The organism is Mesorhizobium sp. M0062 (assembly GCF_040323125.1).
Lineage (GTDB): Bacteria > Pseudomonadota > Alphaproteobacteria > Rhizobiales > Rhizobiaceae > Mesorhizobium.
This window is the reverse complement of sequence record NZ_JAMYUO010000044.1, coordinates 1-24,575: the sequence shown is the minus strand read 5'-3', so window position 1 is coordinate 24,575 and position 24,575 is coordinate 1. Positions and strand designations below refer to the sequence as shown.

Below are 24,575 nucleotides of genomic sequence, written 5' to 3'. Positions count from 1 at the left end.
TCAGCGACGTCTTGCCATGATCGACGTGGCCAATCGTGCCAATGTTCACATGAGGCTTGTTACGCTCGAATTTACCTTTTGCCATGTGATGTCTCCAATCTGCTCGCCCGTACGGGCCTTGAATTAAGTTACCGATGCAACCCGCTGGGGTTACGCGTATTTCTTCTGGACTTCCTGGGCGACGGCGGTCGGCACAGGCTCATAGTGATCGAACTGCATCGTGTAGGCAGCGCGGCCCTGGCTCATCGAGCGCAGGTTGTCGACGTACTTGAACATGTTGGCCAGCGGCACCATCGCGTTGATGACGACAGCCACGCCACGCGCTTCCTGGCCCTGGATCTGGCCACGACGGCCGTTCAGGTCGCCGATGACGCTGCCGACATAGTCTTCCGGCGTCACGACTTCGACCTTCATGATCGGCTCGAGCAGTTGCACGCCAAGCTTGGGTGCAGCTTCACGGAAGCAGGCGCGGCCGGCGATTTCGAACGCCAGGACGCTGGAGTCCACATCGTGGTAAGCGCCGTCGATAAGCGTCGCCTTGACGCCGATCATCGGGAAGCCCGCGAACGGACCCGACGACATGACGCTGTTGATGCCCTTTTCGACACCCGGGATGTATTCCTTGGGAACCGCACCGCCGACGATCTTGGTCTCGAACTCGAACTCCGAGCTTTCCGGGTTCGGTTCGAACACGATCTTGACGCGGGCGAACTGACCGGTACCGCCGGTCTGCTTCTTGTGGGTGTAGTCCTGCTCGTGCCTGCGGGTGATCGTCTCGCGGTAAGCCACCTGCGGCGCGCCGACATTGGCCTCGACCTTGAACTCGCGGCGCATGCGGTCGACGATGATGTCGAGGTGAAGCTCGCCCATGCCCGAAATGATGGTCTGGCCGCTTTCCTCGTCGGTCTTGACGCGGAAGGACGGATCCTCGGCGGCCAGGCGGTGAAGGGCGAGGCCCATCTTTTCCTGGTCGTTCTTGGTCTTCGGCTCGATGGCGATCTGGATGACCGGATCGGGGAATTCCATGCGCTCGAGGATGACCGGGTGCAGCGGATCGCTGAGCGTGTCGCCGGTGGTCGTGTCCTTGAGGCCAGCCAGAGCGACGATGTCGCCGGCAAAGGCTTCTTCGACGTCGGCGCGCGAATTCGCATGCATCTGCAGCATGCGGCCGATGCGCTCTTTCTTGCCCTTGACGGTGTTGTCGACCGAGATGCCCTTGGTCAGCTTGCCCGAATAGATGCGGGCAAAGGTCAGCGAGCCGACGAACGGGTCGTTCATGATCTTGAAGGCCAGCATCGACAGCGGCTCGTTGTCGTCGGCATGACGCTCGATCTCGGCGTCGGTCTTGGCGTCGACGCCCTTGATGGCGGGAACATCGGCCGGCGACGGCAGGTATTCGACGACGGCGTCGAGCAGCGGCTGCACGCCCTTGTTCTTGAAGGCCGAGCCACAGAACATCGGGTAGAACTTGACCGCGATGGTGCCCTTGCGGATCAGCGCGCGGATCTCGTCATTCGACGGCATCTTGCCTTCGAGGTAATTCTCGAGTGCCGTCTCGTCCATTTCGACAGCGGCTTCGATCATCTTCTCGCGGTATTCTTCGGCGCGAGCCTGCAGGTCGGCCGGGATCTCGACGACGTCCCAGGCAGCGCCCAGCGTCTCGTCGCGCCAGACCAGCGCGTTCATCTCGACGAGATCGACGACGCCCTTGAATTCAGTCTCAGCGCCGATCGGCAGCTGCATGACGACGGCATGCGCACCAAGACGCGAGCCGATCATCTCGACCGAGCGGTAGAAGTCGGCGCCGATCTTGTCCATCTTGTTGCAGAAGATCATGCGCGGAACTTTGTACTTGTCGGCCTGGCGCCAGACAGTCTCGGTCTGCGGCTCGACACCGGCATTGGCATCGAGCAGCGCAATGGCGCCGTCGAGCACGCGCAGCGAACGCTCGACTTCGATGGTGAAGTCGACGTGTCCGGGAGTGTCGATGATGTTGAAGCGGTACATCTTGCCGCTGCGACCCTTCCAGAAGGTCGTGGTGGCGGCGGACGTGATGGTGATGCCGCGCTCCTGCTCCTGCTCCATCCAATCCATGGTGGCAGCGCCGTCGTGGACTTCGCCGATCTTGTGCGACTTGCCCGTGTAATAGAGGACGCGCTCGGTGGTCGTCGTCTTGCCGGCGTCAATATGCGCCATGATACCGAAATTGCGGTAGTCTTCGATTTTGTATTCGCGGGCCATCTTGGATGCCTTCTCAGTCTCGTTCGCGCTTTACCAGCGGTAGTGTGCGAAAGCGCGGTTGGCTTCAGCCATCTTGTGGGTGTCTTCACGCTTCTTCACGGCGGTGCCGCGGTTGTTGGCTGCGTCCATCAGCTCGCCGGAGAGGCGGTCGACCATGGTGGTCTCGTTGCGGTTGCGGGCCGCGGCGATCAGCCAGCGGATCGCCAGGGCCTGGCGGCGCTCGGGGCGCACATCGACCGGAACCTGGTAGGTAGCGCCGCCGACGCGGCGCGACCGGACTTCCACATGCGGCGCGACATTGTCGAGAGCCTGATGGAAGACGGTGACCGGCTCCTGCTTGGTCTTCGACTGAACCTGGTCGAGCGCACCGTAGACGATGGTCTCGGCAACCGACTTCTTGCCGTCATACATAACGGCGTTCATGAACTTGGTGACGATCAGATCGCCGAACTTCGGGTCCGGATTGATCTCACGCTTTTCTGCACTGTGACGACGCGACATGGCTTTTGTCTCTCAATCTCGTAGCCCGACGCATTCAAGCAGCGCCAGGGCCGGAAAATCTTACTTCGGACGCCCCTTACTTCGGACGCTTGGCGCCGTACTTCGAACGGCGCTGCTTGCGGTTCTTCACGCCCTGCGTGTCGAGCACGCCGCGGATGATGTGGTAGCGCACGCCCGGAAGATCCTTGACGCGGCCGCCGCGGATCATGACCACGGAGTGTTCCTGAAGGTTGTGGCCTTCGCCGGGGATGTAGCCGATCACTTCAAAGCCGTTGGTCAGGCGGATCTTGGCCACCTTGCGCAGTGCCGAGTTCGGCTTCTTCGGCGTCGTTGTATAGACGCGCGTGCAGACGCCCCGCTTCTGCGGGTTCTGCTGCATGGCCGGGACCTTGTTGCGCTTCACCGGCGCAATGCGCGGCTTGCGGATCAGCTGGTTGACGGTAGGCATTAAACCCTCTTGTCTCTCAATTCCGTGTCTCGCCCGGTCAGGGCCGCTCAAAGCGCCAATTCCATACGCAAATTCGGGCCATAAACCGCGCCTCGCGGTCCTGCCCGAACAAAATGCAGAGGAAGCGGGAACCGCTTCATGCGCGCCGGAAATGTCTTTTCGCTCGTAAAACGAACCCTGTTTGAGGCAAACTCCAAAGCGTGTCGCTTCGGAAGGGAGAGCCTCACATCGGTTCTGACTGGGCGGCTTCTACTCGCAAGACCGTGAACCGTCAACCCCGGCACGCCAAATATTGCGCGCTGACGACGGCTTGGCAGCCATGCGAAAAACGCATGTAATTTTCTTTCTTCGTTTTACAAGGCAGAGGAAGAAAGTGACCGGGGCAGACAAGAAAGTGACCGGCTTTTGGCTGTCATGCGCGGGTTCTTCATGGCAAAAGGCGCCATGGACAGCCCAAAACCCCTCGCCCGCCCCCGTCTCAAGAGGAATCAGCCCGTGAACGACAATGAGGAACGCCCGGTCACCATCGTCACCGGCCGGGTCTGGAAAAAGAAGGGCGGCAAGCCGGAAGGCGTCCATGTGATGCTGGTCGCGCCCGACGACGATTCGGCCGTGCGCCGGGTGCTCGAATCGCTTGCGGCCGAAGGCTATGCCGAGGTCGAGCTCGACCAGATCGGCGATATGGACGGCGAACCCGACGAGGAGCCGCATCTGTCAGCCTTTCAGGGTGCGCTCGAAGGCGAAGTGTCGATCGTTACGTTCGAGGTTCCGCTCTGAGCGTGGCCGGCTGCTTGCGCCTGTCACCGCGCCGGCTTGCCCGGCACCGGTTCTCTGCTAAGAACCGAGCGACTTAACCAGCCAAATTCGAATCCGCGGAGTTCCCATGCCCTCGAACAATGGTCCCATCAAGCTCGGCATCGTCGGCGTCGGCAAGATCGTGCGCGACCAGCATCTGCCGGCAGTGGCCAAGGATGCGGACTACCGCCTAATCGCCGCCGCCAGCCGGCACGGCAAGGTGGACGGCATCCCGAATTTACCGACCATCGAGGCGATGATCGACGCGGTGCCCGACCTCGAGGCCGTCTCGCTGTGCATGCCGCCGCAGTTCCGCTACGACGCGGCACGCACGGCGCTGATGGCGAAGAAGCACGTTTTCCTGGAGAAGCCGCCGGGCGCCACCGTCAGCGAGGTCGAGGACCTGAAGCGGCTGGCGGCAGCCAACGGCGTCTCACTGTTCGCCAGCTGGCATTCGCGCTACGCGCCGGCAGTGGAGGCCGCGCGCGCCTTCCTGGCGTCGGCCAGGGTCAACTCGGCTGCTATCGTCTGGAAGGAAGACGTCCGCCGCTGGCACCCAAACCAGGACTGGATCTGGGCGGCCGGCGGTTTCGGCGTCTTCGATCCCGGCATCAACGCACTGTCGATCGCCACCCACATCCTGCCGGCGATGTTCATCACCTCGGCCGTCCTCGACTTTCCGGAAAACCGCGCCTCGCCGGTGGCGGCCCACGTGACCTTCCGCACCTCCGACGGATTGCCGGTGACCATGGAGCTCGACTGGCTGCAGACTGGACCACAGAGCTGGGACATCCTGGCCGACACCGACAAGGGCAAGATGGTGTTGTCGGGCGGCGGCACCAGGCTCGCCATCGACGGAAAGGTGGTTAACGACGAGCCGGAGGCCGAATATCCCCAGCTTTACCGGCGCTTCGCCGAAGTCGTACGCGACGGCGTCTCCGATGTCGATTTGGCACCCCTGCAGCACGTGGCCGACGCCTTCATGCTCGGCAAGCGCAATGTGGTGGAAGCGTTCTTCGATTGAGCGATGAGTTCTGCCGGACCGCAGTCCGGACACTCACCATGCAGCCTTACTCGACGATCGCAATCGCAAAGCCGTCATAGCCTTTGGCGCCGACGGTCTGGATGGCGGTGCCGTCCAGGCGCTTGTCGCCGCCGATGAAGGAAAACGCACCGCGTGCGCCTTCGACATAGGCGTCACGGCCATCGTCGTTGAGCACGGTGCCGTCGCGGATGACGTTATCGCAGATGATGACCGTCCCCGGCCGCGACAGGCGCATGGCCCATGACAGATAATTCGGGTTGTTCGGCTTGTCGGCGTCGATGAAGATCAGATCGAACGGACCGGCATTTTCGGCAGCCAGCGTCTCAAGCGACTGAAGCGCGGGGCCGATCCTGAGCTCGACCTTGTCCGACACCCCTGCCCGCTCGAGATTCGAGTGCGCGACTTTTGCATGATGCGGCTCGAGTTCGAGCGTCACGATCTTGCCGCCGACGGGCAATCCCCTTGCCATCCAGATGGTCGAGTAGCCGCCGAGCGTGCCGATCTCCAGCACCTTCCTGGCGCCGCTGATGCGGACCAGCAGCGACAGCAGCTTGCCCTGCGCCGGCGATACGTCGATGGCCGGCAGGCCCTGGTCGCGGTTGGCCGCAAGCACCGCTTCGAGGATGGGATCCGCCTCGAAGAGAGAGGAAACGATGTAGTCGTCGACGTCAGTCCATACCTTCTTGCTCATGTTTTCCTCGATCCGATTAGGGTCAAAACGCGGAAAGGGGCCACTTGGGCCCCTTTCCTTCTTCTCGTCCTGCCGCGCTTACTGCGCGGCGTTGACCATGTCGGTCAGCATCGGCTCGGCGACCTCGACACCGGAGGCCTTGCGGCGCTCGTCGATGATCAGTTCGTCGCGCGAGGTGGCGATGCGCCGGATCTGGCTCATCGTGCCGCCGGTACCGGCCGGGATCAGCCGGCCGACGATGACGTTTTCCTTCAGGCCCTGCAGCATGTCGGTCTTGCCGGCAACCGCAGCTTCGGTCAGCACCCTGGTCGTCTCCTGGAAGGAGGCGGCCGAGATGAAGGACGGCGTCTGCAGCGAGGCCTTGGTTATGCCCAGCAGCACCGGCTGGCCTTCGGCCGGCTTCTTGCCGTCCTCGACCAGGCGCTCGTTGACCTCTTCCAGTTCGATCACGTCGACGTGGTCGCCCGGAATGTAGGTCGAGTCGCCCTGCACCGTGATCTCGACCTTCTGCAGCATCTGGCGAACGATCACCTCGATGTGCTTGTCGTTGATCGACACGCCCTGCAGACGGTAGACTTCCTGGATTTCGTTCACGAGGTAGGAAGCAAGTGCTTCCACGCCCTTGATCGCCAGGATGTCGTGTGGCGCCGGATTGCCGTCGAGGATGTAGTCGCCCTTCTCGATGACGTCGCCGTCCTGGAGATGGAACGGCTTGCCCTTCGGGATCAGGTATTCGACCGGCTCAAGCGTCGAGTCATGCGGCTCGATGATGATGCGGCGCTTGTTCTTGTAGTCGCGGCCGAAGCGGATCGTGCCATCGATCTCGGCGATGATGGCGTGATCCTTCGGACGACGTGCCTCGAACAGTTCGGCAACACGCGGCAGACCGCCGGTGATGTCCTTGGTCTTGGCGCTTTCCATTGGGATACGCGCCAAAACGTCGCCGGGACGAACCTGCGAACCCGGCTCGACCGAAAGAATGGCCTCTACCGAGAGCAGGAAGCGGGCGTCGCCGCCCTTCGACAGCTTGCCGACCTTGCCCTTGGGGTCAAGGATGGCGATCGCCGGCTTGAGGTCGTTGCCGCGTGGCGTCGAGCGCCAGTCGATGACCTCGCGCTTGGTGATGCCGGTCGATTCGTCGGCCGTTTCCTGAACGGAAATGCCGTCGACCAGATCCTCGTACGACACCTTGCCCTCGATTTCGGTGAGGACGGGGCGGGTATAGGGATCCCATTCGGCGATACGCTGGCCGCGCTTCACCTTGTCGCCATCGTCCACGAAGATGCGCGAACCATAGGTAAGGCGATGCGAGGCACGCTCCTTGCCGGCTTCGTCGAGGATCAGCACCGCCATGTTGCGGCCCATGACCATCTGCTGGCCGTCCGAGTTGCGCACCACGTTGCGGTTGCGGATCTCGACCTTGCCCTCATACGAGGCTTCAAGGAACGAGCTGTCCACCACCTGCGCCGTACCGCCCATGTGGAAGGTACGCATGGTGAGCTGGGTGCCCGGCTCGCCGATCGACTGCGCCGCGATGACGCCGACGGCTTCGCCCTGGTTGACCGGAGTGCCGCGGGCAAGATCGCGTCCGTAGCAGACCGCGCACACGCCGATCCTGACCTCGCAGGTCAGTGCCGAGCGAATGCGGACCGACTGCACGCCGGCCTTTTCGATCTTTTCCACGTCACGCTCGTCCATCAGCGTTCCGGCCTTGACCAGAACCTCGCCCGAAACCGGGTGCGTGATGTCGTCGAGCGAGGTGCGGCCCAGCACGCGCTGACCGACCGAAGCGACGACCTGACCGGCATCGACGATCGGCTGCATGGTGAGGCCCTTGTCGGTGCCGCAATCCACGGAGTTGACGATGCAGTCCTGCGCCACGTCGACCAGACGACGGGTGAGGTAACCCGAGTTCGCCGTCTTCAAGGCGGTGTCGGCCAGACCCTTGCGGGCGCCGTGGGTCGAGTTGAAGTACTCGAGCACGGTCAGGCCTTCCTTGAAGTTCGAGATGATCGGCGTCTCGATGATTTCACCCGAGGGCTTTGCCATCAGGCCGCGCATGCCGGCGAGCTGACGCATCTGGGTGGGCGAACCACGCGCACCCGAATGCGACATCATGTAGATCGAGTTCATCGGCTTTTGACGGCCACTGTCCTCGAACTCGACGGCCTTGATGCGGGCCATCATCTCGTCGGCGACCTTCTCCGAGCACTTGGCCCAGGCGTCGACGACCTTGTTGTACTTCTCGCCCTGCGTGATCAGGCCGTCATTGTACTGCTGCTCGTATTCCTTGGCCAAAGCCTCGGTGTCGGAAACCAGCTTGATCTTGGCGTCCGGGATCAGCATGTCGTCCTTGCCGAACGAAATGCCGGCGCGGCAGGCGTGGCTGAAGCCGAGGGCCATGATGCGGTCGCAGAAAATGACCGTCTCCTTCTGACCGCAGTGGCGGTAGACGGTGTCGATCATCTTGGAGATGTTCTTCTTGGTCATCTCCTGGTTGGCCGTCTCGTAAGGCACATTGACGTTCTTCGGCAGCAGCTCGCCGATGATCATGCGGCCAGGCGTGGTGTCGTAGATTTTCGACACGACCTTGCCTTCGGCATCGACCGTGCGGAAACGACCCTTGATCTTGGAGTGCAGCGTCACCGCCTTGGTCTCGAGCGCATGCTGGAGTTCGCCCATGTCGGCAAACACCATGCCTTCGCCCGGCTCGTTCTGATTGACGATCGAGAGATAGTAGAGACCCAGGACCATGTCCTGCGAAGGCACGATGATCGGCGCGCCGGAAGCCGGGTGCAGGATGTTGTTGGTCGACATCATCAGCACGCGGGCTTCAAGCTGCGCTTCCAACGACAGCGGCACGTGAACGGCCATCTGGTCGCCGTCGAAGTCGGCGTTGAAGGCCGTGCAGACCAGCGGATGCAGCTGGATCGCCTTGCCTTCGATCAGGATCGGCTCGAACGCCTGGATGCCGAGGCGGTGCAGCGTCGGCGCACGGTTCAACAGCACCGGATGCTCGCGGATGACCTCGTCGAGGATATCCCAGACTTCCGGACGCTCCTTCTCGACCAGCTTCTTGGCCTGCTTGACGGTCGAGGAGAACCCCTTGGCGTCGAGGCGGGCGTAGATGAACGGCTTGAACAGTTCGAGCGCCATCTTCTTCGGCAGGCCGCACTGGTGCAGCTTGAGCTCCGGACCGGTGACGATGACCGAACGGCCCGAATAGTCGACGCGCTTGCCGAGCAGGTTCTGGCGGAACCGGCCCTGCTTGCCCTTCAACATGTCGGACAGCGACTTCAGCGGACGCTTGTTGGCGCCGGTGATGACGCGGCCGCGACGGCCGTTGTCGAACAGCGCATCGACGGCTTCCTGCAGCATGCGCTTTTCATTGCGCACAATGATGCCGGGCGCGCGCAGCTCGATCAGCCGCTTCAGGCGGTTGTTGCGGTTGATGACGCGGCGATAGAGATCGTTCAGGTCGGACGTCGCGAAACGGCCGCCATCCAGAGGAACCAGCGGGCGAAGGTCCGGCGGGATCACCGGAACCACCTTCATGATCATCCATTCCGGACGGTTGCCGGACTCCATGAAGTTCTCGACGACCTTGAGCCGCTTCAGATACTTCTTCTGCTTCAGCTCGGACGTGGTCGAAGCCAGTTCCGAACGCAGGTCGCCGGCGATCTTCTCCAGGTCCATGCCGGCCAGAAGGTCATGAATGGCCTCGGCGCCGATCATGGCGGTGAACGAATCCTCGCCATACTCGTCGACGGCGATCATGTACTCTTCCTCGCTGAGCAGCTGGTGCTCCTTCAGCGCGGTGAGGCCAGGCTCGGTGACGATGTAGTTCTCGAAGTAGAGGACGCGCTCGATGTCCTTCAGGGTCATGTCGAGCAGCGTGCCGATGCGCGACGGCAGCGACTTCAGGAACCAGATGTGAGCGACAGGTGCCGCCAGCTCGATGTGGCCCATGCGCTCGCGGCGAACGCGCGACAGCGTGACTTCGACGCCGCACTTTTCGCAGATGACGCCCTTGTACTTCATGCGCTTGTACTTGCCGCATAGGCATTCATAGTCCTTGATCGGGCCAAAAATGCGCGCGCAGAACAGACCGTCACGCTCCGGCTTGAAGGTGCGGTAGTTGATGGTCTCCGGCTTCTTGATCTCGCCGAACGACCAGGACAGAATCTTCTCAGGGCTGGCGAGCGATATCCGGATGGAATCGAACACCTGCGCCGGCGCCTGCGGATTGAAGAGATTCATGACCTCTTGGTTCATGCCGTTCTCCTTTTCGGGGTCCTCGAAAACCCCTTGCATCTAACGCGGGCCAAATGCCCGCTGAGTGGTCGGCCCACTGGCCGTAGAATTTGTCGCATCCGGTCGCGGCGTTCCGCGACCGGATGTCTTGCTTACTCGGCCGCGCCCCTATTCGGCAGCATCTGGCAGCCGGACAGGGTTGTCGTCGAGCTTGGTGTTCTCCAGCTCGACATTGAGGCCGAGAGACCGCATTTCCTTGACGAGCACGTTGAAGCTCTCGGGAATGCCGGCCTCGAACGTGTCGTCGCCGCGCACGATCGCCTCGTAGACCTTGGTGCGGCCGGCGACATCGTCCGACTTCACCGTCAGCATTTCCTGCAGCGTGTAGGCGGCGCCATAGGCTTCCAGCGCCCAGACCTCCATTTCGCCGAAGCGCTGGCCACCGAACTGCGCCTTGCCGCCCAGCGGCTGCTGGGTAACGAGCGAGTACGGACCGATCGAACGCGCGTGGATCTTGTCGTCCACCAGGTGGTGAAGCTTGAGCATATAGATATAGCCCATCGTCACCTTGCGATCGAACGGCTCGCCGGTGCGTCCGTCATAGAGCTGCGACTGACCGCTGGTGTGCAGGCCCGCCTGCTCCAGCATGATGTTGATGTCGACTTCATGCGCGCCGTCGAACACCGGTGTCGCGATGGAGACGCCGCGGCGCATCTGCTCGCTGAGGCGAACGATGCTCTCGTCGTCATATTCGCGGACCGGCTCGTTGCGGTCGTTGGCTGGGATGAAGCTCTCAAGCGTCTTGCGCAACGGCTTGATGTCTCCAGCCGTCTTGTACGCGTCGATCAGCTCGCCGATCTTCTTGCCCATGCCCGCGCATGCCCAGCCCAGATGCGTTTCCAGGATCTGGCCGACATTCATGCGGCTCGGCACACCCAGCGGGTTGAGCACGATATCGGCATGCGTGCCGTCTTCGAGGAAAGGCATGTCCTCGACCGGAACGATCCGCGACACGACACCCTTGTTGCCGTGACGTCCCGCCATCTTGTCGCCCGGCTGCATCTTGCGCTTCACGGCCACGAAGACCTTGACCATCTTCATGACGCCCGGAGGCATTTCGTCGCCGCGCTGGACCTTCTCGACCTTGTCCATGAAGCGCTGCTCGAGCGCCTTCTTGGAATCGTCGTACTGGCCACGCAGGGCTTCCAGTTCGCTCTGGAGCTTTTCGTTCTCCACCGCAAACTGCCACCACTGCGAACGTGGATACTCGTCAAGCGTGTCCTTCGACAGCTTCGAGCCCTTCTTGAAGCCCTTCGGCCCGGCAATCGCTTCCTTGCCGACGAGAACGTCGGAAAGGCGCGAATAGACGTTGCGGTCGAGGATCGCCTGCTCGTCGTCGCGGTCCTTGGCGAGGCGTTCGATCTCCTCGCGTTCGATCGCCATGGCGCGCTCGTCCTTCTCGACGCCGTGGCGGTTGAACACGCGCACTTCGACGACGGTGCCGAAGGTGCCCGGAGGCATGCGCATCGAGGTGTCGCGAACGTCGGACGCCTTTTCACCGAAGATGGCGCGCAGGAGCTTTTCTTCCGGCGTCATCGGGCTTTCGCCCTTCGGCGTGATCTTGCCGACCAGGATGTCGCCCGGCTGCACTTCCGCGCCGATATAGACGATGCCGGCTTCGTCGAGGTTCTTCAGCGCTTCTTCCGAAACGTTCGGAATGTCGCGTGTGATTTCCTCCGGTCCAAGCTTGGTGTCGCGGGCCATGACCTCGAATTCCTCGATGTGGATCGAGGTGAAGACGTCGTCGGCCACGATGCGCTCGGAGAGCAGGATCGAGTCCTCGTAGTTGTAGCCGTTCCACGGCATGAACGCGACCAGCACGTTGCGGCCGAGCGCCAGATCGCCGAGCTCGGTCGACGGACCGTCGGCGATGATGTCGCCCTTGTTGACGCGGTCGCCCATGCGCACCAGCGGACGCTGGTTGATGCAGGTGTTCTGGTTCGAACGCTGGAACTTCATCAGCCGGTAGATGTCGACGCCCGACTTGCCGGGATCGAGATCTTCCGTGGCGCGGATGACGATACGCGTCGCGTCCACCTGGTCGACGATGCCGCCGCGGCGGGCGCCGATGGCGGCGCCCGAGTCACGGGCAACGATCGGCTCCATGCCGGTGCCTACGAACGGCGCTTCGGCGCGCACCAGCGGCACGGCCTGACGCTGCATGTTGGAGCCCATCAGCGCGCGGTTGGCGTCGTCGTTCTCGAGGAACGGGATCAGCGCCGCGGCCACGGACACCATCTGCTTGGGCGACACGTCCATCAGATCGACGTTTTCGCGCGGCGCCATCATCACTTCGCCGGCGCTGCGGCAAATGACGAATTCGTCGACGAAACCACCATTCTTGTCGAGCTCGGCATTGGCCTGCGCGACGTGGTGCTTGGACTCTTCCATAGCGGAGAGATAGACGACCTCATTGGTCAGCTTGCCGTTGACGATCTTGCGGTACGGGCTTTCGATGAAGCCGTACTTGTTGACGCGCGCGAAGGTCGCCAGCGAGTTGATCAGACCGATGTTCGGGCCTTCCGGCGTCTCGATCGGGCAGATGCGGCCGTAATGCGTCGGGTGCACGTCCCGCACTTCGAAGCCGGCGCGCTCGCGGGTCAGACCGCCCGGTCCAAGTGCCGACAGGCGGCGCTTGTGGGTGATCTCCGACAGCGGGTTGGTCTGATCCATGAACTGCGACAGCTGCGAGGAACCGAAGAACTCGCGCACGGCGGCAGCCGCCGGCTTGGCGTTGATCAGGTCCTGCGGCATCACCGTATCGATCTCGATCGAGGACATACGTTCCTTGATCGCGCGCTCCATGCGCAGCAGGCCGACGCGGTATTGGTTCTCCATCAGCTCGCCGACGGAACGCACGCGGCGGTTGCCGAGATTGTCGATGTCGTCGATCTCGCCCTTGCCGTCGCGCAGTTCGACCAGCGTCTTGACCACGGCCAGGATGTCATCCTTGCGCAGCACGCGCACGGTATCCTCAGCCTTGAGCTCGAGGCGCATGTTCATCTTGACGCGGCCGACGGCCGACAGGTCGTAGCGCTCCGAGTCGAAGAACAGCGAGTTGAACATGGCTTCGGCGGTTTCAAGCGTCGGCGGCTCGCCCGGGCGCATGACACGGTAGATGTCGAACAGTGCGTCCTGGCGGCTCTCGTTCTTGTCGACGTTGAGCGTATTGCGGATGTAGGCGCCGACATTGACGTGGTCGATGTCGAGAACCTTGATCTCGCTTTCGCCCGTGCCGAGCAGCACCTTCAGCGTCTTTTCGTCGATCTCGTCGCCGGCTTCGAGGAAAATCTCTCCGGTGCCGTAGTTGACGATGTCCTCGGCCAGGTAATTGCCGAGCAGATCCTCGTCGGTCGCCTTGATCGCCTTCAGACCCTTTTCGCCAAGCGCTCTTGCCTGGCGGGCGGTGATCTTCTTGCCGGCCTCGACGACAACTTCGCCTGTATCGGCATCGACGAGGTCGCCAACGGCCTTCAGGCCGCGGAAACGCTCGACGTTGAACGGGATGCGCCAGTGGTCACCGGCGCGCTTGTAGGTGATCTTGTTGTAGAAGGTCGACAGGATCTCTTCGCCGTCCATGCCGAGCGCCATCAAGAGCGACGTCACCGGAATCTTGCGGCGGCGGTCGATGCGGGCATGCACGACGTCCTTGGAATCGAACTCGATGTCGAGCCACGAACCGCGATAGGGAATGACGCGCGCCGCAAACAAAAGCTTGCCCGAGGAGTGCGACTTGCCCTTGTCATGGTCGAAGAAGACGCCCGGCGAACGGTGCATCTGCGAGACGATGACGCGCTCCGTGCCATTGACGATGAAGGTGCCGTTGAGCGTCATGAGCGGCATGTCGCCCATATAGACGTCCTGCTCCTTGATGTCCTTGATCGACTTTGCGCCGGTATCCTCGTCGATATCGAACACGATGAGGCGCAGCGTCACCTTGAGTGGCGCGGCATAGGTCAGGTCGCGCTGACGGCATTCGTCAACGTCGAATTTCGGTCCTTCGAACTCGTAGTTCACGAACTCCAGCATCGAGGAGCCGGAGAAATCGGAGATCGGGAAAACCGACTTGAAAACGGCCTGCAGTCCCTCGTCCGGACGCCCACCCTTGGGCTCCGCCACCATCAGGAACTGGTCATAGGATGCTTTTTGAACCTCGATCAGGTTCGGCATCTCCGCAACTTCCGGAATCTTTCCGAAGAACTTGCGTACGCGTCTGCGGCCATTGAAAGTCTGGGTCTGGGCCATCGTCGCTCCTTAGCTATAAACTCGGGGCGAGCCTCGCCGCGGCTCACCTTGCATGCGCGGCCACCTCGGCGGCGGCCCCTGATCTGTTTCCCGCCGCCTGGCGGCGACGGCTAAAACGGGAGAAAACCCGTTTCCTGAAGGCCGGTTTCGGCCCTCAGGAAAGAGGTTCTCGTACATCTCGCGCTACGCATCCTCCCCTCTGATGAAGGGAGTGGCGGACGGCGCGAGGCCGCCCGCCGCTTTTACGCTTACTTCAGGTCGACCTTGGCGCCGGCTGCTTCCAGCTGGGCCTTGAACTTCTCAGCGTCAGCCTTGGAAACGGCTTCCTTGACCGGCTTCGGAGCTGCTTCGACCAGATCCTTGGCTTCCTTGAGGCCCAGGCCGGTGATGGCGCGGACTTCCTTGATGACGTTGATCTTCTGAGCGCCTGCCTCGGTGAGGACGACGTCGAATTCCGTCTTTTCCTCAGCCGGAGCAGCAGCAGCGGCAGCGCCGCCGGCAGCGGCAACCGCCACCGGAGCAGCAGCCGAAACGCCCCACTTTTCTTCCAGAAGCTTCGACAACTCGGCCGCCTCGAGGACGGTCAGCTTCGAAAGGTCGTCTACGATCTTTGCCAGATCAGCCATTGTTGTATTCCTTCATCAGGTTCGAACGTGTGTTTGTGATAGCGAGGAACGGCCTCATGCCGCCTCGTCCTTCCGGGCGTAAGCGCCGATTACGCGCGCGACCGAAGCCGCTGGCGCATTGACGATCTGGGCGATCCGGGTTGCCGGCGTGGCGATCATGCCAACCAGCCTGGCGCGCAGCTCATCGAGCGACGGAAGTGTGGCGAGTGCCTTCACACCGTCGGCGTTGAGCGAGGTGGTGCCCATTGCGCCGCCGAGAATGACCAACTTGTCATTTCCCTTGGCGAAATCGGACGCGACCTTCGGCGCCGCAATCGGATCCTCCGAATAAGCGATCAGCGTCTGTCCCTTGAACAGGTCGATGATCGATGCGGAGTCCGTGCCCTGAAGAGCGATTTTGGCGAGACGGTTCTTCGCGACTTTGACGGTGCCACCGGCAGCGCGCATTTTCGACCGAAGGTCGTTCATTTGCGCGACGGTGATACCGGCGTAGTGGGCCACGACGACTGAACCAGCGCCTGCAAAAGCACCATTCAGGCCCGTGACGAGTTCGCGTTTTTCCGCTCTGTCCACTGCCTATCTCCAGTTGACCCCTGCCCCGCTAGTGGGACAGGCGTCGGGTTGCCTTTTTGCCGGCCGGGCCATCCATTACAGATCTCCCGAACGACGCTCGAGGATCCTGCCCCCTTTCGCCACATCGACGGCAAGCCGGAGATGCGCAGACAAAAGGCAAACACGGTTCGAACCTTTCATTGGAGCTTGTCGCTCCGTTGTCCGGTTTTCACCCGTCTCATGCAGGCCCAATTCAATTAAGGCTTCTGGGCCGCCTGCAATCTCGGACAGGATGTCCGGAAGCCTCTCGACTTCCGGTACCGGGCCGCCGACAAGTCGGAGGCCCGGAATTCACTTGCGGATCAGCGCCTTGGCAGCCGATCCAGATGTTCGTATCAAGACGCTGCGAGCGTCGAGACGTCGAGCTTGAGGCCTGGGCCCATCGTCGAGGTGACCGACACCTTCTTGACGTAGTTGCCCTTGGCGCCAGCCGGCTTTGCCTTGGTCACGGCATCGGCGAAGGCGCGGACGTTTTCTTCCAGCGCCTTGACGTCGAACGAGACCTTGCCGACGCCGGCATGAACGATGCCGGCCTTCTCGACGCGGAACTCGACAGCGCCGCCCTTCGATGCCTTGACGGCGGCGGCGACGTCGGTGGTGACGGTGCCGACCTTCGGGTTCGGCATCATGCCGCGCGGGCCCAGCACCTTGCCCAGACGGCCGACCAGCGGCATCATGTCCGGCGTGGCGATGCAGCGATCGAAGTCGATCGTGCCCTTCTGGACGATGTCGACCAGATCCTCGGCACCGACGATGTCGGCGCCGGCGGCGCGAGCCTCATCGGCCTTGCCGCCACGTGCGAACACGGCGACGCGGACCGAGCGGCCGGTGCCGTTCGGCAGGTTGACCACGCCGCGGACCATCTGGTCGGCATGGCGCGGGTCGACGCCGAGGTTCATCGCCACTTCGATGGTCTCGTCGAACTTCACCGTCGAACGGTCCTTGAGCAGCTTCAGCGCCTCACCAAGGGCATAGGCCTTGTTGGGGTCGATGCCGTCACGGGACTTCGATACACGCTTTGCAATCTTTGCCATGATCTCAGCCCACCACTTCCAGACCCATCGAGCGGGCGGAGCCCTCGACCATGCGCATGGCCGCCTCGACGTCGTTTGCGTTCAGATCCTTCATCTTCTGTTCGGCGATGGCGCGCACCTTGTCGCGGCCGATCGTGCCGGCCTTGATCTTGCCCGGCTCTTTCGAACCTGACGTCAAGTTCGCCGCCTTTTTCAGGAAGTAGCTCACCGGCGGCGTCTTCATGACGAAGGTGAAGGACTTGTCCTGGTAATAGGTGATGACGACCGGGATCGGCGATCCCTTTTCCATTTCCTGGGTCTGCGCGTTGAACGCCTTGCAGAATTCCATGATGTTGATGCCGCGCTGGCCAAGTGCCGGGCCGATCGGCGGAGACGGCGTAGCCGATCCCGCTTTGACCTGGAGCTTGAGCTGGCCTGCAATTTTCTTAGCCATCTCTTTCCTGCCTTTATCTCATGCCGGCCCCAGTATCGGGAACACCGGCGGTTGCAGTCTGGTGGTGCGGTCCGCGCGGCCGGCTAAAGCCGCATTCGCCTCCCACCCGTTCATGGCCGCGCGCTTTCCGCGCCGCCTCCCCTTGCCGGCGAACCGGCGCAGGGTTTTCGGATCAGCCCTTTTCGACCTGTCCGAATTCCAGATCGACCGGCACGGCGCGCCCGAAGATCGATACTTCCACCTTGAGCCGCGCCCGCTCCTCGTCCACTTCCTGGACGAAACCGTTGAACGAGGCGAACGGGCCATCCGAAACGCGGATCGCCTCGCCGATCTCGAAAGTGACCGAGGGCTTCGGCCGCTCGACGCCTTCCTGAACCTGGTTCAGGATGCGCTGCGCCTCGGCTTCGGTGATCGGCACCGGCTTGGAGTCACCGAGGAAGCCGGTGACCTTCGGCGTGTTCTTGACCAGCGAGAACACCGCATCGGTCAGATTGGCCTTGAGCAACACATAGCCCGGAAAGAACTTGCGCTCGGCATCGACCTTGCGGCCGCGGCGGATCTCGACGACCTTCTCGGTCGGCACCACGATCTGTTCGATATCGGCGGACAGGCCCTTCTGCTTGGCCTTGTTCTCAATGTCCTCAGCGACCTTCTTTTCGAAGTTCGAATAGGCGTGGACGATGTACCAGCGCGCGGTCATTTCAAGACTTCTCCGTAATCGCCGGACTTAATGGCCGAGGCTCAGTAACCGCTCGATCGCGTAGCCCATGGCCACGTCGGCGGTGAAGAAAAAGATCATCGCGATGACCGCGAATACGAGCACCATCACCGTCGAGATCATCGTCTCCCGGCGCGACGGCCAAGTCACCTTGGCGGTTTCCGCGCGAACCTGCTGGAGAAAGACGAAAGGATTTGTGGTTTTCGAAGCCATATGCCGCTCTGTCTTCAAGACCCGTTGGCCGGGTCTCCTGGATGATCCCGCTGGCCGGGACGTGCCGCCTGGGTTCAAGTCGGCGCCGAATCAGCGCCATTTCGCCCATGCAAATCGGACGCGTAAAGCCGGCTTCCCAGCTCCACGCGTCGCGTGTCTGTTGTGTCTACATAAAACCGATTCTTGATCCACGCAAGTGGCAAGTGTCCGCTTTATGACCAAACGCCGCCTCGGAACCATCCAGTCGTCCCGTCCCGGCTATCGGGGCCTTATGCCTCAGTTCGCCCAATATGGCAAGCCACCTGCCCTTTTTCAATGCCAGACGCCAATTCCGGAGGTGCATCCGGAAATCGGGCACGCGATTACAAGTTCGAGGAAATGGCGTTGCGGACGAACCTGCGACCTGCTGTGTTGGAAAGCAAATGAAGCACCCAAGGTTGGAATCCAGCTGCCCCTGGCGAGGCAGTTGGATCAACCCAGGGTTAGTTCAGGCACAGGCGAGTTCGACCCCGGCCACTGCGCCGGTTCCGCATGGTGGGCGTGGGCGCGGCGCGATCACTGCCGGGCACGGGGGCGGGTCGTCGTCATCGTCGGGGCCGAAAGAACGGCCACTATGCCGCCAAGCTTTGAGAACGCTGCGGCGCGAGGAGGGTCGCCAAGGCAGCACCCGGCCTGAAGTCTCTTTCCCCAGCGTGGGTTTCTCATCCAGAGCCTTCAACGCCCTCAGAATCTGGTCGACAGGGATTACCGTGCCGTTGTCCAGGCGGCGCAAGGCAGGCTGGTTTTCCACCGCGCAGGCATCGGACGCCCACGAGGAAAGCAGTGCCCGCTTTTCTCCACGACTGAGGCGTGGATGGTTGATGACGTTGTCTGGATTGTCGAGCAGGCACAAAGAAGTTTCAATTTTGCCCGAGCGTGCCGCAGAAAGTGTCGGTGTCTCGTAGAAGTTGTCCATCTCCATTCTCCGCAATCTGGGCCTCCCGGCCGAAGCCGGGAGGCGGACCGCAGGGATAACTGAATCGGTACGATTAGGCCGCTTTGCGGGTGCGTTCCGTATCCTGGGCGATCTGCTTGCCGCCCACCTGAGCGTCGCCGGCCCCAATGCTGATGCGGCGCGGCTTCAGCTCTTCGGGAATCTCACGGACGATGTCGATGGTCAGGAGACCCTTCTCAAGGTTTGCTGCCTTGATCTTCATGTGGTCGGCAAGCTTGAACGTCTGCCTGAAACTGCGGTAGGCGATGCCCTGGTGCAGCAGCTGGCGTCCGCTCTGATCATCAGCCTTCTGGCCTACCACGACCAGTTCGGGTCCATGCTGGGTCAGCTCCACCTCATCCTGGCTGAAGCCTGCGATGGCCATCGAGATACGGTAATCGTTCTCGTCGACCTTCTCGATGTTATAGGGCGGCCAGTCCGGACGCGTGCCGCTGTCGAGCATGTCGAAAAGCCGGTCGAAACCGACGGTGGTCCGATAGAGGGTATCAAAGGTTCTCATAGCCACATCCTCCTTGAAGCAACATGGGTACAAGGGCGCCGCCCAGCAGCGCCGCCTTTTGCCAAGCCAATCGGCCTCGGCGGGAAACGAATTAGGAAGGGCCGAAAACGGGTTCAAGAGCCCTGTTCAGAAAATTTCAGAAGCCAGGCCAGCATCCCGCTTCCAATAATTCGCAGCCGCTGAAAAGCAGCCGGCGGCAGCAAAATAGGCCTATTCTGAATTGTGAACGCAAATGGCAATTGGCTCGCCAATGGCAGTTGAATCAAGGAAATCGGTTCGTGGAAATACGCCGACTTCGGCATTGCGCATAGCGCTCTCGCTCTGCGCATGCCTTCGGAACGTCGCTCGTCGAGTACGCGGCTTCAGCCCAACCAAACGAGGAGCCAAAACAAGGTGTTTCTAAAATGCCAGGATTCCAACCAGGAAAATGGCACGGGCAGCAGGGCTCGAACCTACGACCTGCGGTTTTGGAGACCGCCGCTCTACCAACTGAGCTATGCCCGTACGCGCGTTTCAGCGCAGGCGCTTCCTAAAAGCTTCCGGGCGCGCTGTAAAGAGTTGTCTGACGCGCTTTCAGATCCTTTGCCAAAATCCGAATAGGTGATGACCAGCCCGTCCCTGCCTATCTCGATTTTTCGCCTGCCTGAAGCCGCATGCCGGCGCTCAGCCCCCGGCCGGCGGCTTGTACGGCCCGCCCGGCACGCCCCAGCCCCAGGCCGGCATCGGTTCGGTCTGCGGGTCGCAAGTCTCGCCGAGGGCAGAGTTCATCTTGGCCAGCCGCGATCCCCATTCGACATAGCCGATGAAGGCGGAGCGGAATTCGGGATCGTCCGGCAACCCGACCGCATCGGCGGCATCGGCAAGCAGGCTGATCCAGCGGCGGCGCTGTTCCTCCGTCAAATGCTTGCCGAGATGATGCATGACCATCTCGCGGTGACCGCCAAATTTCTCGCTGTAGGTCTTCGGCCCGCCAAAAACCTCGCCGATAAAGGCCGCGACACGCGCGGGATGATCCGGCGACATGTGTTTGAACACCGGGCCGACCACCGGGTCGCGGGACACCTTGTCGTAAAAGGTTTCCGTCAGCCGATTGAGGGCTTCGATGCCGCCGGCCCATTCGTAGAGTGTCGGGATATCCTGGCTCATTCTCGATCCTCCCCCGGGCGACGCCTGCCACGACGATAGCGGAGAAATCGGGCATGGCTCAACCTGCCTCGATGGCCAGTTTCTGCGATGCCTACAGTTTGGCGGGCGACTCGGCCTTGGCTGTCGGCGGAAGCAAACAGTTGTCGGGCTTGGGTGAGGTTTTGCAAATAGCGGGGCCAGTTAGCGCCTCCACCGACTCCGGCCCGGTTGTCAGCCCGACTTTGAGCATCATGTCGGGCTCGAGCTGACGCTCGACCGAGCCTATCGCGGCGAACAGAGCTGGGTCCATCTCCATCTCCTCCAGGTAGGCTTTAACCAACTGCGTCTGTCCCCTCGAGGACATGCTGAGCCTCGCCTTGGGATCGACCAGCCTTTTGGCGCCGGCGGCAAGCATGAGCGCGCAGGCCGAATCGCACTCCACTCCAAAATCGCTAATCAGCCCGACATAGGCACCGTTATCGGCCAAGCAGCCTGCCTCGGGCGGGTCGCAGCCGACGATAGTGGTGCGAGCGACGGCGACGTCGAGCTTCCGTTCATGGATAAGCCTTCCCGCGGCCAGAGCGCTGAACAGGCTGCCCCCCTGTGAGCTGATCACCACCGGCAGCCGCCGGTTGCCAAGGGTGTCGAGCAACTGGCGCAACTTTTGCGGGGTCTGAGGCGTCATCGCGCCTTCCGCCGAGATCCATTCCGGGCAATCGGGATTGCAGAGCGAGTCTCTGCCGCGAACGACAACGAAGCGCATATCTGGCGTCGAATTCCCTGGCGCTGCCTGCAACGGCTTGGGAGCTGGAGCCTTGGCCGCCTGAGAAAGTGGGGGGCCGGTCTTTGCCTTGATCGCAGCCACCACGGCCGGCTTGGCCACGGGCGTTTGTCCGCCGGCTGGCTTGTTCCCCGGTATTTCCCGGCAGTTCGGAGCCGGCGGGTCGAACATGCACAAACTTGCTCTGGTAAACAGCTCAAGAGTGTCCGTGCTGGTCGCCAGTTTCATCGTCAGCATATCGTGGAGGCCGATCTGCCTGATGTCGCTCGCCGGCGTCGCCTTCATCAAGTCCAGCACGCCCTGCCCGATACCCATCTCTCGGAGATAGGCCGAGATCTTTCTCGCGTACCCCTTGCTCATCTCATAGGTCTTGTAGCTTTCACCTTGAGTGACCGTTTGCGTGGTGACCCGATATTTTTTGCCCCGTTTGACGCGATATGTGGTCCGGTAGTGCGTGGTGGAGGGGAACCAGGTGGTCGTGATCTGGTGAACACCCAGATAGTTCCAGCCGCCGGCCACGCGGCGGACGCCACCGGCAAACATCAGCGGACAGGCGGAGTTGCAGCTGGCGCCATCAGACGCCCGGCCGAGATAGGCGGAACCTTTGCCGTAACTAAAACCACAACCATCCGTCCCGGGCCAACAGTCGGAAAACTCGGTCTTGCCTACGGCGATATCGAGCTTGTTCTTGCGGATTATCCGGCCAAGTTCGAGCGCTGCATTGACGTTGCCGCCAAAGGAATTGACGATAATCGGCAGTTTGCGACCGCCTAGCTTCTTCAAGGTGCGCTTGAGCAGGGCTGGCGTGCCGGCTGCGATGTCGCCTTCGGCGGAGATCCACTCCGGACAATTGGGCTCGCAGCCCGGTGCGTTGCTGCGCGCGACGACAAACTTCATCTCCGAGCGATCCTCGGACCATATCGTCGGATCATTCGTCGGATAGGGCACTCCCTGCAGAGGGAGCAATGTCTGCCATGTCCCGGGGGCGGCATCCTCGGCCTTCGCGGCGAAGGCAGCCATCGCCATCGCGGCCACCGTCGCCAGCCGAACCAGCCCGCGCCGCCACCTTGCAGTAGTGTCTGAACGTTGTCCCCAAACCACGCCCGGCAAACCCCTCAATGCAATCCATAATAGTTGCGGCGACGGTGCTTGCAATAGCTTTGAAACAACCGTGCAATACTTGTACCGCGCAACGCCGGAACAAAAAGGCAGCCCCAAAGACCGCCCTTTCCTGGTCCATCCGGCTGACACCGGCTCGACTATTTCTCGATGGTGACGACGATGCCGGCAGCGACGGTGCGGGGCCCTTCACGGAACGCGAAGCAAGGCGTCTCTTTCATGCGATAGGCACGATCAGCCATTGGACGACGGCACGACGCGGCAATTCTCAGGTTTCGGCGCCGATCTGCAGATGCTGGACCCCGTCAGCGCATCCACCGACTGGCGCCCGGTCGTCAGGCCGACCTCCAGCATCATGTCGGGTTCGAGCTGACGCTCGACCGAACTGCCCTGGAGCGCCCGGAACAAAGCGGGGCTGATCGCCATCTCGTCGAGGTAGGATTTGACCGCCTGCTTCTGCCCCATCAGATAGAGGCTGAGCCGCGCCTGGGAACCGACAAGCCGCCTGGCGCCACCGGCCAGCATGAGCGCGCAGGCCGAATCGCACTCGCCGTCGCCATCGACGCTCAGCCCGGCATAGGCGCCGTCCTTGGCCAGGCAATTCCACTCTGCCGGGTCGCAGCCGACGAAATCGGTGCGGGCAACGGCAACGTCGAGCTTCTTTTCATGGATGATCCGGCCCGCCGCCAGGGCGCCGGAGAGGTCTCCGCCTCGCGAGCTGATCACCACCGGCAGCCGCCGGTTGCCAAGCGTGGCGAGCAATTGGCTGAGTTTCTGCGGCGTCTGGGGCGTAATCGCGCCTTGCGCTGCAATCCATTCCGGGCAGTCGGGATTGCAGAGCGGGTTGCTGCCGCGAACCACGACAAAGCGCATGCCGTCATCGTGCGGCGCGCTCTCCGGCTTCACCGGCAGCGGCGCAGCCTTTGCCACGTCCGGCAGGCCGCCGGCTGGCTTGTTCTCCGGTATCTCCCGGCAATTCGGAGCCGGAAGGTTCAGCCTGCACAGGCTTGCGCTGGTCAGCAAATCTGCAGCGTCGTCGCTGGTGACCAGCTTCATTGTCAGCATGTCGCTGAGGTCGATCTGCTGGATGTCGCTGGCCGGCGTGCTCTTCATCGTCTCGATGATGCTGAGGTCGACACCCATCTCCTTGAAATAGGCGGACAGCTTGCGCTCCACCCCCTTGCTCATCTCGTAGGTCTTGTAGCTGCCGGTGTTCTTGCGGCTGATGACCTTCTTGCTGATGACCCGCTTCTTGCCTTTCACGATCCGGTAGCGGACCTGATATTGCACGTTCATCTGCACGATCGTGGTCGTGATCTGGTGGACGCCGAGATAGGCCAGCGGCCCGACCAGGCGCCTGGTGCCGCCGGCCAGCATCATTGGACAAGCGGACGCGCAATAGCTGCCGAGCACATAGGGGCTGCCGATATAGTGCGCGCCTCTGGCGTCGTTCTCCTTGCAGTTTTTCATCCCCGGCTCGCAGCCGACGAACCACGTCCTGCCGACCGCGATGTCGAGCTTGTTCTTGCGTATCATCCGGCCCATGGCGATGGCCGCATCGACATCGCCGCCCGGAGAGTTGATGACGATCGGCAATTTGCGGCCGCCGAGCGTTTTCAGGGCAGCCTTGAGCAGCGCCGGCGACTTGGCCGATATCGCACCCTCGGCCGATATCCATTCCGGACAGGTCGGCTCACAGCCCGCCGCGTCGCTACGCACGACGACGAACCGCATCGGCGGATCCGGATCCGGCTCTGAATTTTTTGTCTCGGCCGCGAAGGCGGCGCTGCCCACGGCAAGCATCGACACCAGGCAGATCAGCCCCAGTGCCAACCATGGCCGACTATGCAAACGGTGCTGTGGAACCATCCGACCAAGCCCTCAACCCAATCTATACTGTAGAGGCTCACAGACTTGCAACAGAGATTGGGACCCCAAACAGGCACATCTGGCCAACGAAAAAGGGCGGCCCGAGGGCCGCCCCTATCCGTTTCGATCCGGCGATGCCGGGCTCGATTACTCTTTGATGGTGACGACGATGCCGGCACCGACGGTACGGCCGCCTTCACGGATGGCGAAGCGCAGCTTCTCTTCCATGGCGATCGGCACGATCAGCTCGACATCGACCGTGATGTTGTCGC

General features: G+C 62.0%; 20 protein-coding genes and 1 tRNA gene. 2 read left to right on the top strand and 19 right to left on the bottom strand.

What is annotated here, in order from left to right:
- Positions 1 to 150: 150 nt before the first annotated feature.
- The 3 genes from fusA to rpsL all read right to left on the bottom strand — a co-directional run bounded on the left by fusA (position 151) and on the right by rpsL (position 3,190).
- Positions 151 to 2,241, bottom strand: coding sequence for an elongation factor G (gene fusA / locus NKJ64_RS29740; protein WP_023667430.1), 2,091 nt, complete (start codon positions 2,239 to 2,241; stop codon positions 151 to 153).
- A 30-nt stretch (positions 2,242 to 2,271) separates the two neighbouring features.
- Entirely contained in the window at positions 2,272 to 2,742 is a 471-nt protein-coding gene (rpsG, locus tag NKJ64_RS29735; protein WP_008875664.1) for a 30S ribosomal protein S7, read from the bottom strand.
- A gap of 76 nt (positions 2,743 to 2,818) precedes the next feature.
- Positions 2,819 to 3,190: a 30S ribosomal protein S12 gene (gene rpsL / locus NKJ64_RS29730; RefSeq protein ID WP_006333356.1), complete on the bottom strand. Its 372-nt coding sequence runs from the start codon at positions 3,188 to 3,190 to the stop codon at positions 2,819 to 2,821.
- A gap of 495 nt (positions 3,191 to 3,685) precedes the next feature.
- Between rpsL and NKJ64_RS29725 the strand changes: the two genes are divergently transcribed.
- Together NKJ64_RS29725 and NKJ64_RS29720 are read left to right on the top strand one after the other, a co-directional pair.
- Positions 3,686 to 3,967, top strand: a complete 282-nt coding sequence (locus NKJ64_RS29725; protein WP_023686022.1) for a hypothetical protein — start codon at positions 3,686 to 3,688, stop codon at positions 3,965 to 3,967.
- A 106-nt stretch (positions 3,968 to 4,073) separates the two neighbouring features.
- Positions 4,074 to 5,009: a Gfo/Idh/MocA family protein gene (locus NKJ64_RS29720; protein WP_352463781.1), complete on the top strand. Its 936-nt coding sequence runs from the start codon at positions 4,074 to 4,076 to the stop codon at positions 5,007 to 5,009.
- Positions 5,010 to 5,055: 46 nt separating this feature from the next.
- Here NKJ64_RS29720 and NKJ64_RS29715 read toward each other — a convergent pair whose 3' ends face one another.
- The 16 genes from NKJ64_RS29715 to NKJ64_RS29640 all read right to left on the bottom strand — a co-directional run.
- The gene (locus NKJ64_RS29715; protein ID WP_023713031.1) at positions 5,056 to 5,721 is read right to left on the bottom strand and encodes an O-methyltransferase; all 666 of its coding nucleotides are present in this window, start codon (positions 5,719 to 5,721) and stop codon (positions 5,056 to 5,058) included.
- Between the two features lie 78 nt (positions 5,722 to 5,799).
- Entirely contained in the window at positions 5,800 to 9,996 is a 4,197-nt protein-coding gene (gene rpoC, locus NKJ64_RS29710) for a DNA-directed RNA polymerase subunit beta' (protein WP_023667434.1), read from the bottom strand.
- A 147-nt stretch (positions 9,997 to 10,143) separates the two neighbouring features.
- Positions 10,144 to 14,280, bottom strand: a complete 4,137-nt coding sequence (rpoB, locus tag NKJ64_RS29705; RefSeq protein WP_352463780.1) for a DNA-directed RNA polymerase subunit beta — start codon at positions 14,278 to 14,280, stop codon at positions 10,144 to 10,146.
- 248 nt (positions 14,281 to 14,528) lie between these two features.
- Positions 14,529 to 14,906, bottom strand: coding sequence for a 50S ribosomal protein L7/L12 (rplL, locus tag NKJ64_RS29700; protein ID WP_023667436.1), 378 nt, complete (start codon positions 14,904 to 14,906; stop codon positions 14,529 to 14,531).
- 54 nt (positions 14,907 to 14,960) lie between these two features.
- Positions 14,961 to 15,479, bottom strand: a complete 519-nt coding sequence (gene rplJ, locus NKJ64_RS29695; RefSeq protein ID WP_023667437.1) for a 50S ribosomal protein L10 — start codon at positions 15,477 to 15,479, stop codon at positions 14,961 to 14,963.
- A 374-nt stretch (positions 15,480 to 15,853) separates the two neighbouring features.
- Positions 15,854 to 16,552, bottom strand: coding sequence for a 50S ribosomal protein L1 (gene rplA / locus NKJ64_RS29690; protein WP_023667438.1), 699 nt, complete (start codon positions 16,550 to 16,552; stop codon positions 15,854 to 15,856).
- Positions 16,553 to 16,556: 4 nt separating this feature from the next.
- Positions 16,557 to 16,985, bottom strand: coding sequence for a 50S ribosomal protein L11 (gene rplK / locus NKJ64_RS29685; RefSeq protein ID WP_006333334.1), 429 nt, complete (start codon positions 16,983 to 16,985; stop codon positions 16,557 to 16,559).
- A 172-nt stretch (positions 16,986 to 17,157) separates the two neighbouring features.
- Positions 17,158 to 17,685: a transcription termination/antitermination protein NusG gene (gene nusG / locus NKJ64_RS29680; RefSeq protein ID WP_006333333.1), complete on the bottom strand. Its 528-nt coding sequence runs from the start codon at positions 17,683 to 17,685 to the stop codon at positions 17,158 to 17,160.
- Positions 17,686 to 17,712: 27 nt separating this feature from the next.
- Entirely contained in the window at positions 17,713 to 17,916 is a 204-nt protein-coding gene (gene secE / locus NKJ64_RS29675; protein ID WP_023667439.1) for a preprotein translocase subunit SecE, read from the bottom strand.
- Positions 17,917 to 18,403: 487 nt separating this feature from the next.
- A complete protein-coding gene (locus NKJ64_RS29670) occupies positions 18,404 to 18,871 on the bottom strand; it encodes a hypothetical protein (protein WP_352463779.1) in 468 nt (155 codons plus the stop codon).
- Between the two features lie 73 nt (positions 18,872 to 18,944).
- Complete coding sequence (locus tag NKJ64_RS29665) at positions 18,945 to 19,409, bottom strand: Hsp20 family protein (protein ID WP_023695292.1); 465 nt, start codon at positions 19,407 to 19,409, stop codon at positions 18,945 to 18,947.
- A gap of 428 nt (positions 19,410 to 19,837) precedes the next feature.
- Positions 19,838 to 19,913: transfer RNA gene (locus NKJ64_RS29660), tRNA-Trp, on the bottom strand.
- Positions 19,914 to 20,072: 159 nt separating this feature from the next.
- On the bottom strand, positions 20,073 to 20,555 hold the full coding sequence (locus NKJ64_RS29655) for a group II truncated hemoglobin (RefSeq protein ID WP_352463778.1): 483 nt from the start codon (positions 20,553 to 20,555) through the stop codon (positions 20,073 to 20,075).
- Positions 20,556 to 20,646: 91 nt separating this feature from the next.
- On the bottom strand, positions 20,647 to 22,341 hold the full coding sequence (locus tag NKJ64_RS29650; protein ID WP_352463777.1) for a COG3904 family protein: 1,695 nt from the start codon (positions 22,339 to 22,341) through the stop codon (positions 20,647 to 20,649).
- Positions 22,342 to 22,668: 327 nt separating this feature from the next.
- On the bottom strand, positions 22,669 to 24,303 hold the full coding sequence (locus NKJ64_RS29645; protein WP_502902897.1) for a COG3904 family protein: 1,635 nt from the start codon (positions 24,301 to 24,303) through the stop codon (positions 22,669 to 22,671).
- Between the two features lie 147 nt (positions 24,304 to 24,450).
- Positions 24,451 to 24,575: EF-Tu C-terminal domain-related protein (locus tag NKJ64_RS29640; RefSeq protein ID WP_502896609.1), on the bottom strand; the 125-nt coding region annotated here is incomplete at its 5' end.